Raw genomic sequence first — 15,651 nt, forward strand, 5'->3', positions numbered from 1 at the left:
CTATATCATTTAGATTTCTAAATCAATATCTAGATTAGCACATATTTACATCAAACTATGATTCTCTTCTTAAAGGAAACTCATTTCCTTTAGTTTCCAGATATCAATACCGCCCTATTCGCAATTCCATCTTTAAAGAACCGCATTAACCCACTTTCTCTCAATAGATAAGATATCCGCTACTTATATTCTCCAATCATACTTACAAAGCATAAACATTATCTATTTAGGTTTACTTTTCTTCATAGTCTAAAAAAGAATTATTCTTAAACTACCTACAAAACGAAAAAGTTCTCATGAAGAAATATAGAATAAATAAAACTTCATTATCACCATACTATCTTGTGAAGGAAACGTTATTAGTTAGCTATATAAGACACAGTCCATTTTCTTTAAAAAAACAACTGTTACTACATTTTAACCCTTGTCACTTTTATCAGATTACACCTTTTTATGAAAATTAGCTTCCAAAAATCTTTGGATAATCAATTTGACAAGCTTTCATTACCCAAACAAAATATAATACTAGTTATTTGTTAAAAAAATAGTCATTTAAAACAAAATTAATACTCATAAGCTCCTATATCATATGACGATCTTATATTACCTAAAATGTCTTTTGCAGCTTCTGAATGTATTCCACTTACATCCATTCCAGCACCTATTAAAGGGCTTCCCGATTGCAAAGTATAATCAGCATTAAATAAAGGATTTAATGCCTTAGTATTTATTAAGGTTCTTTCAGCATCATCTGTAGGAGTAGAAAATCCATTGTTATAGAAATTACAATTTGTAAAGTTTAATTGCACTAAAGCATCTGTTGCCCCTCCACTTGTACTAAAAGTATCGTAATTAGTAACATTACTAAATGTACTATTATAAATATTTAAAGTTCCTGTTGTATTTGTATTTACTAATGCAACAGATTTATCAGCTGTCATATTAACTACATAGTTAGTTCCCCCCGGATCTTTTTGAGAAAAACTTAATCTATGAAAACTAAAAACAGCATTGCCAGTTCCAGCTGGCACATTTGTTATCTTAAAGTTAATAAAGTAGTTATCATTTCCTGAAAATGCAGGGTTATTCCCTGGAGATCGCGAATCAGCTTCTCCAACAAATTGTATACCTTCTGTACCATCAATAGTCCAATTATAAAATACATTATTATCACTTTCACCTGACACCTGTATATTACCTTGATTAGCTTTACCGTTTCCAATTACATTTATATTTCTAAGTATATTATTATCCGAAAATGTAGAAACCTGCGTCCGTGTATTTACATGGGTACCATTTTCAATAACACTACCAGAAGAATATAATTGAAGCATTACAGCTCTTGATAAGTGCATTTTTGAAGTATCTAAATCTTCCCTATATGCGTAATAATTACGTAATGTAGAATTAACAAAGCCTGCCAAATCAAATAAATAATCACTTGCGTTTCCTGTCTTAGTACTATAAGCTTCACATCCGTCTATCAAAACATTGTTAACATTACTAGTAAAGTAAGCGGCCGCTCCTGCATTAAAAACCGAGCAGTTGTAAACAAAAGAATCACTAACATTTAACAAATATATTCCCTGACCGGTTAAATTACTCGTTGAATATGGTAAATCATAACCAGCACCATTTGGATCCCAGTCTCCATTTTCATTAGATATAAAATTCTTTATAGTAAGACCAATACAATTATTATTTGATATAATACCATATCTATAATATTGTGATTTAATATTCTCAATGTGAATATAATTGTGACTTATACGTATAGCCCAGTCTGTAGAATCTGGATTTAAATCTGAGCCCCTATCGTTATTAAATAAAGGCATATCAACACCGTCCAATACCGTATTATCTGCATCAAACATAGCCTTTGTGTATGTTGGTCTGTTAACGCTAATAATATCACCAGGGGTATTTTTATAACCAATAAATTTAATAGGACTTGCAGCTGTACCATTCCGAACTGTTGTAAGTATAGGACTATCATAATTACCGGCTTTCACATATACGATATCACCCGCAACAGCATTAGCAAACGCATGAGCGATACTCCAAGATTCAGCCTCACTTTTACCCGTATTAGTACCCTTTCCAGAAGTAGTAACATAATATACATTTTCTCCAGAAGTTGGGGTAGCTGTATTAACGGTAACTGTAGCCTGCTGGGTTGTAGCATTCCCGTTATCAGTCACTTGTGTAGTATATGTAAAAGTATCCGGTGCAGCTGTAGTTGTAGTCTCCGGAGCATCAGCGGGAATATAGGTTAAGGTTTTGTTACTATTTATAACAACAATTCCATTTATGGGGTTAGATGTTTTTACAATTTCAACCTCTTGCCCATTTTCTATATTATCATTTGCTAAAACATCTAAGACAGTACTTGAATTTGGCACAGAAAAATAACTATCATTTACAGCAATAAGCCCCAATTCTTTACTATCTGTTGAATCTGCTAGCACATAATCCGTTAATAAATCGGAATCTTTAGAGCATGAAGACACTAAAATAAAAAGAAAGAATAACGGCGACATGGATATAAAATTAATTCGGGAGTATTTCATAATTTGTAGGTCTGTCTTAAAAGCATTACTGATTTGGGTTGTAAAAATATTTAAATTTTAAAGATCATCGATATAAACTTCAATATTTTCGATGAAATGCACTTTTTTCTTAATTTTCATTAAACAAGTACTTAGCTTGTACGGGCAGAAAGCAATCTTTGGACGTTAAGAAGTTCATTTATTCGATGAAATGCAACTTTTTTTTTCTAATTACCCTAAAAAACATCCCAATTTTATAAAATAGTAAGAGCTTTATTTTTATTCAAAAATATAACCTATTATAATTGAAACTTAACTTATATTTTTAGGCTGACTATTAACCTATAGCTATTTTCCTTACACACTATAATACTTATCCTTCTATAGTATAGAACAAAAGTAATGACACGATTTAAAATCTATAACTAAAAGGTTAAACACAATCAAATACCAGAAATACCATTTCTTGCGAACAAAATTTGAATTTGATTTTTGGTATAATATATATACATGTATATGTATTATACCCTCCCCTCATTTAGAGATATTTTTTTATTCCGAACGAAAAAAAGCAATCATAATAAAATATACTAAGCCAATAAAAAATAAAATATGACTACTTTTGCCGCGACTAACTAAAAAATTGAACAAAAACTTTTTTTTCAACTACACTAAAAGATTTCAATGAAAAATGCAGCAATACTTGGTAGCGGTTCTTATGGCGAAGTATTTTTAACTTATTTAATAGAGCAGGGCTATAATATAATCGGTTTTTTTGATATCGATAAAAAGAAAAAAGGCGAAATCATCCATGGTGTACCTGTTCTTGGTAATTTTAACGATTTATTAAAAAATAACTATGAAAAAAAAATACATCAAGTTTTTTGCCCAATTGGAAATAACAAAACAAGAACAAGATACTTACGAGAATTGCAAAACAAAGGCTTTGAAATTCCAAATTTTATTCATAGCTCCGTTATAATAAACAAAGATGTGAAAATTGGTAATGGATCGTACATACTTCCAGGAGTAATAGTAATGCCACATACCAAAGTTGACGATTTTGTTATTATTAGCATGGGAGTTAAAATTGCTCATCATACTGTTCTTCAAGAAGGTACTTTTGTTGCTACTGGAGCCAACATAGGTGCAAATGTTATTTTAAAGAAAAGAGCCTTTTCTGGTATAGGTGCAATTATAACTACTGGGGTGAAAATTATTGGCAAGGATTCTATTATTGGCTCTGGCGCCGTAATTATTAAAGATATTCCCGATTATGCAGTTGTTGTCGGGAATCCAGGGAAAATAATAAAGTATACCCAAAATAAAGCAATGGCTGACAACCTTGTTATGACATAAAATAAAATGAACCACTATGGACTTGAAGTCCATATTTTTCGGGCTGGTAATTAAAGTAACCCAAAGGTCATAGTTCTAATATGAAATTTATGCTTTTCCCATCGTCTGATTTTCTATGATGTTCCACATGTTGATGTACCATTTCATCAGTTATATTTGCCCTTGTACTCGAGCAACCATAACCTATTCTCCAAAAATGACGACCCTATATTTAAACTTCAACACAGCGCATTTTTTCTGAAGTTTACCAGAACTTCTTCCCTTTAACTTCTTAACCAAATAACTCAAACTCATAGAAGAACCATATTCTATATACATATAAACATAATCTTTGAAGACAACTCCCTTCAATACCTCAACAGCTTCAGCGTCACATACTTGTATTAATATTGCGTGACAACTAATCCAAATATCTCCTTTCTAAACAGAATAACGATATTTTGTACTCAAAACTAAGTGAGCTATCAATCTCGAAACACTATGTTCATTAGCCCTTTATCCCTCTGTAAACCAAAGCTAAGTCTTTTTAGAAGTTAAGACCTAAGGCACTATAGTCCAAGTTTTAACTACTTTTTTAAAACTAACAAAACTCTATTTACCCCAATAAATCAAAACTTTTAATACATTAAACCAAATTTTCAATCCAAAATAATGTTCGTAGTTCACACCATCAAATTTAGATGCTACTTTTACCTGGCTAAATAACCTCCATCTACAGGAATAACAGTACCGGTAACATAATCACTAGCAGCAGAAGCCAAAAAAACAGTCAACCCCTTTAAATCCTCCCCATTTCCCCATCTTTTCATCGGAACTCTATTAAACACCTCATCTGTTCTCTTTTTGTCGTTTATTAAGGCTGTATTTAACTGTGTATCCATATACCCTGGAGCGATAGCATTTACGCAAATTCCTTTTGCAGCCCAATCATTTGATAAAGCTTTGGTCAATTGCGCAACACCTCCTTTTGAGGCAGCATAGGCAGGAATAGTAATACCTCCTAAAAAACTCATGATGGATGCAATGTTTATAATTTTACCTCCACCATTTTCTAACATAGTATTACCCGCATATTTACAATAGTAAAAAATAGCATCTAAATTTATTGCTATAACCTTACTCCACTCATCTTCCGGAAAATTTTCACTAGAATATCTTCTTTGAATACCAGCAGAGTTTATTAAAATATCTATTGTGCCACCAAGTATTTCTAATGCGTTTTTATAAGATTCTTTAATCTCTGTAATTTTACTGACATCCGCCTTTATAGGACTCACATTGAGACCATCATTTCTTAAATCTTTACAAATACCAAACACTCTTTCATCAAAATCAATTACAACCGTTTGGGCTCCCGCTTGAGATATTGCCTCAACCATTGCTTTCCCAAGATCTCCTGCTCCACCAACAACTATTGCTTTTTTCCCCTCTAGACCAAAAGAGTCTAAAATATTATTTATCATATATTTTATTTATATCAATTAATTTTTCAAATTAAAACTATATTCTTTCGTATTCCATGGTTTTAACCATTCTAAAACCATATCATTTCCATTAGAATCCGTAACTTTTAGTAAATTTTGTATGTCTTCAATCGTCTGATTAACCTCAAGAATTGAATCCCCAGCTGTATAAATTCTATACAAGACCTGTCTTTCGGTACCAATAAACTCTTCCTTTACAATATCACCCTCATGAAATCGTTCTACGACAAAATGAACATTCTCATGTCCTTTCATTTCATCTAACCCTTCAATTGAATCAATTTTTCCTCCTTTTAAGAGAACCCAAACTGAACAAGCTGCTTTACCTTGAAACATAAAATCGTTTTTTTGGGAAAAATCGTCTTCCCCAAAAACACCTGTTAAAGCATAATTAATAAGCATTTTTCGATGATCAAAATCATTAACATGAGCCAGATGAATATGCGGAGCTTCGCCTTGCAATCTAAATCCAGGGTCATAAATATAGAACTCTTCGTTTTCAACAAAAAACTGAATACAGAGCACTCCGGCTTTTATATTTAAGCCTTCAAACATTGTACACAATTTAGGATGAACCTCTTTCTCGAACTTTTCTGTAAACTTAGACGGATATACCGTACCTAAAGCAATAGGACTTGAATCACCTTGCAGTCTTGTAAGCTGCCTATCAAAAGTAGCCGAAAGATAAGGAATACCGTTTCTAAAGGTATAATATACGGCCATGTCATCACAGTTAGTATCCATATATTTTTCTACTAAAACCACTCCTTTCTTCGAATATTTTAAGGCGGTTTCCACCGTAGCAATATATTCTTCATTATTTCTACAAATCTTCACTCCAACCCCACCTCCACTATCTACTGGTTTTACTATTAAGGGGTAACTAATGTTTTGCGGTTTTACAATTTCAGAATCCTTGGTTAAGTAAATTCCTGGAATATCCTGAATATCATACTTTTCGCAATACCGCTTAAATCCATCCTTACTACAAAAAGCTTCTACCGCCTTTTCTGTAGCGTAACAAGGAAAATTCAACCTCTCACAAATCTCTCTATATGGCTTTACCAAAATATCAGCAACTCCAACTAAAACTCCATCTACTTTTTTTTCCTTGGCAACACTTACTATTTTATCAATATCAAAACCATCTATGTCGTAAGTTTCTGAAGCATTTTTTTTTGCAGGAGCATTGGGGTTAGGGTCGATAACAATGGTATAAATACCCATAGACTCGGCAATATCAACCAAAACCCCTGTCTCAGGATTTCCACCAAGTATTATTAGTTTTTTTTGCATATACTATAAATGAATAGGATTATTTAAATAAAAAAAGCTTAGTTCAAAGTTGTTGTCTAAAAAGTCTTCCGTTAACCAAATTATACTTTTCGGCAAAGATACTTATTTTTCAAAAAAAAGAGATGAACAGATGAACTTTTATAAAAAAAAGGAATTAGATTTGTATTAACATCATGCAATAATATGAATTATTATAAGTTTGATATTGTTCAAAGATTATGCTTTGAATTAACGTTTAATATTATTTATAAAAAATGAAAGTTTTATTGTTAGCCGGTGGGCTTGGAACACGGATTTCTGAAGAAACACACCTGAAGCCGAAGCCTATGGTTGAAATTGGAGGAAAGCCAATTTTATGGCACATTATGAAAATGTATTCTCATTACGGTTTTAATGAATTTGTTGTTCTATTAGGCTACAAAGGGTATGTAGTAAAAGAATTTTTCGCCAATTACTTTATGCATAATTCTGATGTTACTGTGGATTTGGCAGAAAATAAAATAACAATTCATGATAATAAATCAGAGCCCTGGAAGATTACTCTTCTGGATACCGGTATGCATAGCATGACTGGTGGGCGAATACTTAGAGCCAAAAAGTATATTGGAGATGAGCCCTTTATGCTTACCTATGGCGATGGAGTATCTGATGTAAATATTAAAGCCTTAGAAGAATATCATAGAAGTCATTCTGGCTGTATTACCATGACCTCTGTGCAACCTGATGGGAGATTTGGTTCCCTTAAAATGGAAGGAGATCGTATTAGTCAGTTTTTAGAAAAACCCAAAGGTGATGGAGGCTGGATTAATGGTGGTTTCTTTGTTTGCGACCCTAAAGTTTTGGATTATTTAGATGATGATTCCACCATTTTTGAAAGAAAACCCTTAGAAAGGATGGCAGAGGATAAAGAACTCTACTCCTTTAAACACACAGGTTTTTGGAAACCGATGGACACTCTTAGAGACAAAAACCAACTAGAAGAAATGTTATCCAACAATACAGCAAAATGGAAAACATGGTAGCATATGATGATTTTTTTAAAGGAAAAAGAGTTTTTTTAACCGGACATACTGGTTTTAAAGGTTCATGGATGACCCTATTACTTCAAGCTCTTGGAGCTGAAATAACGGGTTACGCGCTTTCCCCAGATCAAGAACAAAACCTGTTCGATTCTGCTGGCTTAGAAAAAAGGATATACTCTCATATTGGGGATATTCAGGATTTTTCCGCTTTACAAGATGCCATGAAAAAAGCGGATCCTGAAATAGTAATCCATATGGCTGCTCAACCTCTGGTTCTGGAATCTTATAAAAACCCTTTATATACCTATGGGACCAATGTAATGGGAACTGCAAATTTACTTGAGGTAGTTCGTCAATTGCCCAATGTAGATATTTGTCTAAACATTACCACGGATAAAGTTTACAAAAATAACGAATGGCTTTGGGGCTATCGCGAAACAGATACTTTAGGAGGGCACGACCCCTATTCCAACAGTAAGGCTTGTTCCGAATTAGTAACACAATCCTATCGCGATTCTTTTTTTACTGATTCCAGTACGATAATAGCTACAGCAAGAGCAGGAAATGTTATTGGAGGAGGTGATTGGGCGGCTAATAGATTAGTACCTGATTTTATTAGGTCTATCCAATCTGGTGAACAGGTGGTAATAAGAAGCCCAAAAGCTGTGAGGCCTTGGCAACATGTTCTAGATTGCATAGGTGGGTACTTACATCTTATATCAAAATTATCTACTCACAAAAAAACAGAAACGAGTTTTAATTTCGGTCCAGAAGATGACAATATTAGAACGGTGGAATCTCTTATTAATAAAGTTTGTAAAGCATGGGGGGAATCAGCTTCGTATAAAATTGAAGGCAATGATACTTTTCATGAAGCAGGTTTATTGCGTTTAGATATTTCTAGAGCTCGACAAGAATTAGGATGGAAGCCTAAGTGGGGCATGGAAAAAACTGTAACACAAATTGTAGATTGGTATAAAGCTTTTTCCGAAGGGCAAGACGCCTTAGAACTTTGTCAAAAGCAAATAGAGGAATTCCTTCAACATTAATTTAATATGGAGAAACAATCTCTTTTTATTACTGGAGCCGATGGTTTTTTAGGTCACCACCTAGTCCAACAATTAGGCAAAACCTATCATATCATTGGCTTAGTTAGATCCCCTCAAAACCTTAAACGCCTAAGAACTGGGCAGATAACACTATGCAGTACCGATGAATCTCTAAACGAAGTTTTTGACAAATACCGACCTGTCGGAATTGTTCACACAGCAACTAAATACGGGAGAACCGAGGAGTCTGTTCCCAGTATGCTTGATGTAAATGTTGATTTACCAGTACACCTACTAGAACTATCGCAAAAATACAACTCCAAAGCATTCATTAATATTGGAAGTTTCATCACCCAAGGCAAAGGATATAACTATTTGCAAGATTACGCACTATCTAAAAAGCAATGTTCCGAATGGCTTCGACTTATAGCAAATAAAGTTAACACCTGTAAAGTAATCGACTTTACCTTATACCACCCATATGGACCTGGCGATTCAGATTCTAAGTTCGTTACCAATATGGTAAAGACTATAAAAAAAAGAACACCTTTTATCGACTTGACCCCTGGTGAGCAAAAAAGAGATTTTATCTATATAAAAGATGTAGTGTCTGCCATTGAATTGACTTTAAATAGATTTGATGATTTACAAACCGCTTATACTCAAACAGATTTAGGCACTGGTTCATCCCATACGCTACGTTATTTTCTAGAGACTCTTAAGGAGGTATCCGGAAATACCGAGACTGAACTTCGATTTGGAAAATTGCCCTATCGGGAAAATGAAATTATGGAAGCAAAAGCCATACCTAACTTGCTTACCTCCTGGGGGTGGAAACCAAATTACACACTTAATCAAGGTCTTTTGCGGACCCTGAATCAAACATCAATCTAATAGTTTATTCTACTGCTTTTGTTGCGCTAGTGAAAAAATTTGTGCAGTTCTTAAAACTTTGTATAATACCGAAGTAATATTACAACTACTATGTTAAGTTGCTATCAAAGCCTAATTGTTGTAAGAGATTATAGACTTCTTTTTCATCCGTATTAATTTGCACAATTTTATCAGGGTCAGTCCCCATAAGTGCCAATTCTGCTTTTATTGATTTAAAAATAGATGGATTCGTTGTAGCAATTATTAAAAAATCATACTCAGTATTGATAATAGAGCTAGGTGGCTTAACAAAATTGTCCCCCATATTCAGTTCATGGAAATCAATATCTATCCATTTAACAATTTGAAAAAAATTGCTTTTACTATTAGATGACAAAAGATGACGCCCAAACGAACCCGAACTATAAACAATAACTTTGGAATTTTTTGTTGCTTTTAAAAAAGGGTTGAAAGTAATATTTCCCGAAACATCATGAATTAAACCTCCAGATCTTACCAAGATTAAGGAGTAAAGATAATATAGTATCTGTGTATTTAAATTATCCTTATCAAGGAAAGGGCTTAATTTAATTTCTAAAAACTTTTTCAAAACTCCCAATCTAGCATATTCTAAACTTAAATTTTTAATCGTTTTTAGGATAGAATCATTTCGTTGCCGATAGTAATAAAGCGGTATTTTACTTATTGTTAGTTTTTTTGAAATAGTTAAATAAGTATAAGTAATGGCTGCGTCTTCACCCATAACAATCTCATCAGGAACATCAAATAATACTTTATTGAGCAATTCTCTATTGAATAGTTTACTCCACACATAAGTAGATAATTCGTGTTCACAAAAGACACCATTATACATAGCTTTCGGCAGTATTGAATTTTTAATTTCATGTTCTTCAAAAACACCTGTATATGAAGGCTTTACTGTTTCAATTTTTCCGTCGAATTCTCTGAAATGACCAGACACAACAAGATCGGAATCATTAACTTCGGCAAGTTTAAATAAAATATCGAGATAAAACTTATCAACCCAATCATCCCCATCAATATAAGCAACATACTTACCTTTAGCCTGTTTAAGTCCTGCTTTTCTACCACTCAAAAGTCCTCCGTGAGTTTTGTGAATTACCTTAATCCGGTTATCTTTAACTGCATATTCATCGCAAATTTGAGGACAATTGTCAGGGCTTTCATTATCGACCAAAATCAGCTCAAAGTCTGTAAAAGATTGATCTAAAATACTATCAATACATTTAGAAAGATAGGGTTCTATCTTATATATAGGTACAATAACACTAATACTAACATCATTCATAATAACAGTTAATTTAATTCAACATAAAAAAGCCCCCCCCCATTCATATCATCTTTGGAAGACTTTGCAGTCGTTACATATAGGTTTAATTGATTGTCAATACAACACGATGTAACATTTAAACATGGTAATTTTCGCTCATCTATTTTTTTGCCACTTATAGGGTTCCAACGAGATACACAGCCCCCCCCCCATTCTGCAATCCATAACATTCCCTCCTTATCCATGCACATACCATCTGGACTTCCTTCTCCATTAAACTTTATCACGTAAGACTCAAATAACACTGCCCCTGTTTTCATATCGTAAGCATATTTAGCCACTTTTTTCGTAGGAGTATCTATAAAATAAAGGCTACAACCGTCTTGCGAAAATGCCAAACCGTTAGAGATTGTCGTATCCTTGATTATAACCTTGGATTTTCCTTCTGAATAAGAATAGACCTTTCCTATATTATCCTTGACTTCGGGAAACCCCATTGTTCCAATTAAAAACCTTCCTTCTGGGTCTTTGATTCCATCGTTATACCTAACGGAATTTGCTATATCTATTTGAAAAGAAAATTGCTTTTGCAATGTATTAAAATCCACTTCAAAAAAACCGTTTTTAGAGGCGACCATAACTCTTTTCTTATCCAATAAGAAAATACAACTCACAGGAGAATCTAATTTTACGCTCAAAATCTCCCTATTATATGGATTGTAACAAAAAACCAAGCAATCCAATATAGATACAAAATAAAGTAGATTTTCCTTATGATCAAAAACAGGCCCTTCTAAAAGCTCCGAATTGAGGTGAAAAATAAGTGATGGATTTGAATTCATGTTAGCATATTATTAAATATAATGTCCTCCAGTAATTCTTAGTACCGAGCCAGTTGTCATAGCCGATTCATCAGAAATAAAATACATTATTGCGGGTATTGGGTCATACCTATTCAACAAACGTCCCATAGGAATAACATTACTTGCTTTATTTTTCAATTCTTCTTCACCAACACCCTCTCCTGCTCTTAATTCAAGTTCTCCTTCAGTATCCGTCCACCCCATAACTACATAATTTGACCGAATTCCATCTTTAGCATAATGATGTGCAATATGATTTGACAGAGTATAAAGTGCACTTTTAGTAAGGGCATATGGAGCCCTATCAATATCTCCATAATCCATATGAGGAGACCCAAAGAAAATAATTGACCCTAATTTAAATTTAATCATTGATTTTAACACATGTTTTACTAAAAAAAATGCCGCCTTTAAATTAATATTAAAAACACTATCATAAACATCCTCTTCAGTTTCAATGATAGATGAAACAGGTGTTATTCCCGCATATAAAGCCAATGCATCTATTTTTCCGAATTTTTTTATTGTCTGTATGCAAAAATCTTCAATTCCCTCTATACTATTTAAATCAATCGTATGAAAATAAAGCTTATCGGCAGATTGTAATGATTGGATTATTTTATTACCTTCATCAAAGTTTCTTCCGCAAAAAGACACGTTATACCCCTTATCTAAGCAGGATTTTAGTATCTCGTTACCAACGCCCTTGGTCCCTCCTAAAATCATTACTGTCTTCATTATATTTAATTTTCTGGTTTAATTTGTACTACTGACCAAATCTAATTATTTATTACTAGTCTCAAATTTTTTTTCTACATAATTGAAATAATATCGTTTAAAGCAATAATAAGGTCTATAATACCTGTGGTTTAAAACAATAGAACTTGCCACTTTTTTTTATGTTCGTTGTTCTAAACTTAATACCAAGATTGGATTGTTATATTAAAAATCATACCCTTGTATAACAACATTTTATTAGTTAAGTACAATGTAAAAACCAACAAACTTAATCTTTAGGATTTTTTAGGCTGTAGTATACAGAGTTTTTGTGATTAATTAAATTCTTTATTAAGTGTTACCATCCCAAGCACCAAACGGAGCCCGTTCAATGGAAGATATAGCCTCTTGATTAAATATTTTTTGAATAGTTTTCAACAAGATTTTTAAATCATTATTGAAGCTTAAATGATCAACATACCAGATGTCATGACTAAATTTTTCCTTCCATGATAACGCACTGCGACCGTTCACTTGCGCCCATCCTGTGATACCTGGCTTAACCAAATGCCTTCTTGCTTGTTCTTTATTATATAATGGAAGATATTCAATTAATAGGGGCCTAGGGCCTATGAGTGACATATCTCCTTTTAAAACATTGACCAATTGCAACAGCTCATCTAAGGAAGTTTTTCTAACAAATGCTCCAACTCTTGTAATACGCTGTTCTTGATTGATTAATTCACTTTCATTATTTTTTGGATCCTTCATGGTCTTGAACTTTATGATAGTGAATATTTTTGTATTCTTCCCGGGTCTTTTTTGGAAGAAGAACGGTTTTCCATTATTAACAAACATCAATAGAATGATTAATATAACAATAGCCGGTGATAATAAAATCAATGCCACAAGTGATATTGAAAAATCTAAAATTCTTTTAAAAAGCTTTTTATACATAATAAATTAATAATTTTGGTAATAATCTCTTTATATAAATTTCGTTTTTTTTGGTTTTAATATCTTAAAAATTGATTTCAGAAAAACCTACAACCTAGTTAACTAGCATTGAAGCTTGTATGGAAACAAAATTTACTATACTTATTAGCCTAATAATCTCGTAGACCTATCTGAAAAAAAACAATCTAAAAGAATTATTGAATTTTTTTATACTTATCAGGAACCGGAAATTCTGGTGTAACTCCGTGCCAAAACATGTTGACAATCCACCATCTGTCTTGGTAGTAGGCCAATTGGATACTTTTTACATCTTGCTTGTAAGGCTTATTGTTCGCCATATCTTCCTTACTATGGAAAGCTTCGCAATGACTAAATGCATGACCAATATTTGCATAAGATTCTACCACCCTACCTATTTCTCTTTCGTAAAAAGCTGTTTCTCGAGTATTGTCAAACCAATACCCAATACGCTCAACGTAATCATTTGGGTGTATCCATTGAAGTCTAAAGTTGCGATTTATATCCTTCTCGTAGCCAATTTTGTAGGCTTGAGGATGAAATAAAAACTTAAAGAAATCCCAGTCTCTTTTTTCACCAGGTTCACCTCCTAAGCAAGCATAAAATGCTGTTATTAAATCGTCTATGGTTTGCACACTTTTCAAATATTCTTCTTTCATTTAAGTCTTAATTTCGGTTATTGTTTTATTTAAATTAATCAAATACGCCAACTCATATGAATTGGAATAGCTAAAAGGGAATAAAGTTAGGGTTATTATTTTAAAAACTCTTATTTCGCAAGTTCATATTCGACAAATAACCCCTTTATCTGGTGCGCGACAAATTCCCTTTTTCATATACAAAATTAATAGATTTTCAAAGAGGAACCAGAAGGTTCTCACAAAACTGTTCCTTATCATTGAGTCTTGGTTTTCGCATTTTAAATAGAAAACTTAATTTTTCATCTAGAATATGCAAAACCTTCATTGTTTTTTAGTAATTTGATTCCTAAACGCACATGTAAATTGAAGTTAAAATATTTCAATTTACTGATTTTAAACAAATTACACGCAACCTCTAAAAGCACTACGGATTAAACAAATATTTGTTTTACTTTTGCTATTATTAATATTTAACTCACCTCAGGGAATAGGTGCTAATTGTTAAAAACAAATGAGAATACTTATTACTGGAGGAAATTCTAGCGTTTCAAGGTATGTAAAGCCATTGCTTTCTAAAGATTACGAAATAATTACAATTGGTCGTAGAGACTGTGATATTAATTTAGACCCAAATAGACCTTTAGCTGATCAGCTACCTAACCATGTAGACATTGTAATTCATACAGCTGCTGCATTTGGCGGTAAGACAGAAGAGGAGATATATGAAACTGAAAAATTTAATGTATTGAATACAATGAACTTGTGTTTTCAGTTGAAAAAAATGAATGTAAAACACTTTATTCACATTTCGAGTATATTTATTCATTTGCAAGAACTATCACCAAACTACGGTATATACTCTATTTCTAAAAGACATTCGGAAGAAATTGTAAAATTTTGTTTGAAAAGGGACGAAATTCCATACACCATTTTAAGGCCTTCTCAGTTATATGGTAATGACCCTTCTTTCATAAATCATCATCCATTTCTTTATCAAATGATAGAAATGGCATCTAAAGGTCAGAAAATTTCTTTATATGGAAAGCATGGTGCAAGTGCAAGCTATCTTCATATTAAGGATTTTGTAGAAGTGCTTTACAGGGTAGTCAAAAATGGTGTACTAGGAGAATACGATTGTACCACAATAACTCCAAATACTTATTTGGAGATTGCTCATATCGTCTTTGAATTAACGAATAATAATGTTGCCATTGAACTTATAAAAAACAAAGAAGCCATAGGAAATGTATTTACATACGATGAGACCATTTATAAAAAGGTTAACTATTATCCCAAAGTGTCGATAAAAGGTGGTTTATCTGAAATAATAAATGCTACAGGAGTCAGATATTAGAAGTCAATAAATTGTTCATCATTGAAAAACCAACTACATAAGTGTTGGTAATGTTATAATTACCTATGTCTATATATAATCATAGGTAGGTATAAAAAGGTGACTATCATTTTTTTAGAGTTCTAAAAAGATTGATTCGTGATTTGCTTGAATCCGA

Annotated in this window: 13 protein-coding genes and 1 pseudogene; 5 read left to right on the top strand and 9 right to left on the bottom strand. The window is 32.7% G+C overall.

Translation table 11 applies throughout. The features are described 5' to 3' along the window. Positions 1–563: 563 nt before the first annotated feature. The gene (locus Q0856_RS13160) at positions 564–2,570 is read right to left on the bottom strand and encodes a hypothetical protein (RefSeq protein WP_298505742.1); all 2,007 of its coding nucleotides are present in this window, start codon (positions 2,568–2,570) and stop codon (positions 564–566) included. 663 nt (positions 2,571–3,233) lie between these two features. Between Q0856_RS13160 and Q0856_RS13165 the strand changes: the two genes are divergently transcribed. Beyond that, the gene (locus tag Q0856_RS13165; RefSeq protein ID WP_298505745.1) at positions 3,234–3,908 is read left to right on the top strand and encodes a NeuD/PglB/VioB family sugar acetyltransferase; all 675 of its coding nucleotides are present in this window, start codon (positions 3,234–3,236) and stop codon (positions 3,906–3,908) included. A gap of 67 nt (positions 3,909–3,975) precedes the next feature. Here the strand turns inward: Q0856_RS13165 and tnpA are convergent. From tnpA to Q0856_RS13180, 3 genes and pseudogenes are all read right to left on the bottom strand, one after another. Next, positions 3,976–4,376 (bottom strand): annotated as a pseudogene (tnpA, locus tag Q0856_RS13170) (IS200/IS605 family transposase). Between the two features lie 221 nt (positions 4,377–4,597). Beyond that, a complete protein-coding gene (locus Q0856_RS13175) occupies positions 4,598–5,371 on the bottom strand; it encodes an SDR family oxidoreductase (protein WP_298505747.1) in 774 nt (257 codons plus the stop codon). Between the two features lie 18 nt (positions 5,372–5,389). Then, positions 5,390–6,688 (bottom strand): carbamoyl-phosphate-synthetase, encoded by a 1,299-nt coding sequence (locus Q0856_RS13180; protein WP_298505750.1) that lies wholly within the window; start codon positions 6,686–6,688, stop codon positions 5,390–5,392. 254 nt (positions 6,689–6,942) lie between these two features. Between Q0856_RS13180 and rfbF the strand changes: the two genes are divergently transcribed. From rfbF to Q0856_RS13195, 3 genes are read left to right on the top strand one after another with little or no spacing between them, the layout of a single operon-like run. Beyond that, entirely contained in the window at positions 6,943–7,710 is a 768-nt protein-coding gene (gene rfbF / locus Q0856_RS13185; protein ID WP_298505753.1) for a glucose-1-phosphate cytidylyltransferase, read from the top strand. Next, entirely contained in the window at positions 7,695–8,759 is a 1,065-nt protein-coding gene (gene rfbG / locus Q0856_RS13190) for a CDP-glucose 4,6-dehydratase (RefSeq protein ID WP_298505755.1), read from the top strand. Before rfbF ends, rfbG begins: the two co-directional genes overlap by 16 nt. 6 nt (positions 8,760–8,765) lie before the next feature. Further along, a complete protein-coding gene (locus Q0856_RS13195) occupies positions 8,766–9,653 on the top strand; it encodes an NAD(P)-dependent oxidoreductase (protein WP_298505758.1) in 888 nt (295 codons plus the stop codon). Positions 9,654–9,741: 88 nt separating this feature from the next. On the opposite strand, the gene Q0856_RS13200 is transcribed toward Q0856_RS13195, so the two are convergent. The 5 genes from Q0856_RS13200 to Q0856_RS13220 all read right to left on the bottom strand — a co-directional run bounded on the left by Q0856_RS13200 (position 9,742) and on the right by Q0856_RS13220 (position 14,158). Beyond that, positions 9,742–10,962 carry a glycosyltransferase family 2 protein gene (locus tag Q0856_RS13200; RefSeq protein WP_298505761.1) on the bottom strand — a complete coding sequence of 407 codons (1,221 nt, stop codon included), beginning with the start codon at positions 10,960–10,962 and terminating at the stop codon, positions 9,742–9,744. An 8-nt stretch (positions 10,963–10,970) separates the two neighbouring features. Continuing rightward, entirely contained in the window at positions 10,971–11,786 is an 816-nt protein-coding gene (locus Q0856_RS13205) for an SMP-30/gluconolactonase/LRE family protein (RefSeq protein ID WP_298505764.1), read from the bottom strand. A 12-nt stretch (positions 11,787–11,798) separates the two neighbouring features. Next, complete coding sequence (locus tag Q0856_RS13210; protein WP_298505765.1) at positions 11,799–12,545, bottom strand: SDR family oxidoreductase; 747 nt, start codon at positions 12,543–12,545, stop codon at positions 11,799–11,801. A 330-nt stretch (positions 12,546–12,875) separates the two neighbouring features. Further along, entirely contained in the window at positions 12,876–13,481 is a 606-nt protein-coding gene (locus Q0856_RS13215; RefSeq protein ID WP_298505767.1) for a sugar transferase, read from the bottom strand. 194 nt (positions 13,482–13,675) lie between these two features. Next, positions 13,676–14,158 (bottom strand): hypothetical protein, encoded by a 483-nt coding sequence (locus Q0856_RS13220; RefSeq protein ID WP_298505769.1) that lies wholly within the window; start codon positions 14,156–14,158, stop codon positions 13,676–13,678. Positions 14,159–14,651: 493 nt separating this feature from the next. On the opposite strand from Q0856_RS13220, the gene Q0856_RS13225 reads away from it, so the two are divergent. Beyond that, positions 14,652–15,494 carry an NAD(P)-dependent oxidoreductase gene (locus tag Q0856_RS13225; protein ID WP_298505772.1) on the top strand — a complete coding sequence of 281 codons (843 nt, stop codon included), beginning with the start codon at positions 14,652–14,654 and terminating at the stop codon, positions 15,492–15,494. The last annotated feature ends 157 nt before the right edge of the window (positions 15,495–15,651 follow it).

This window comes from uncultured Maribacter sp., from assembly GCF_947496775.1.
GTDB lineage: Bacteria > Bacteroidota > Bacteroidia > Flavobacteriales > Flavobacteriaceae > Maribacter_B.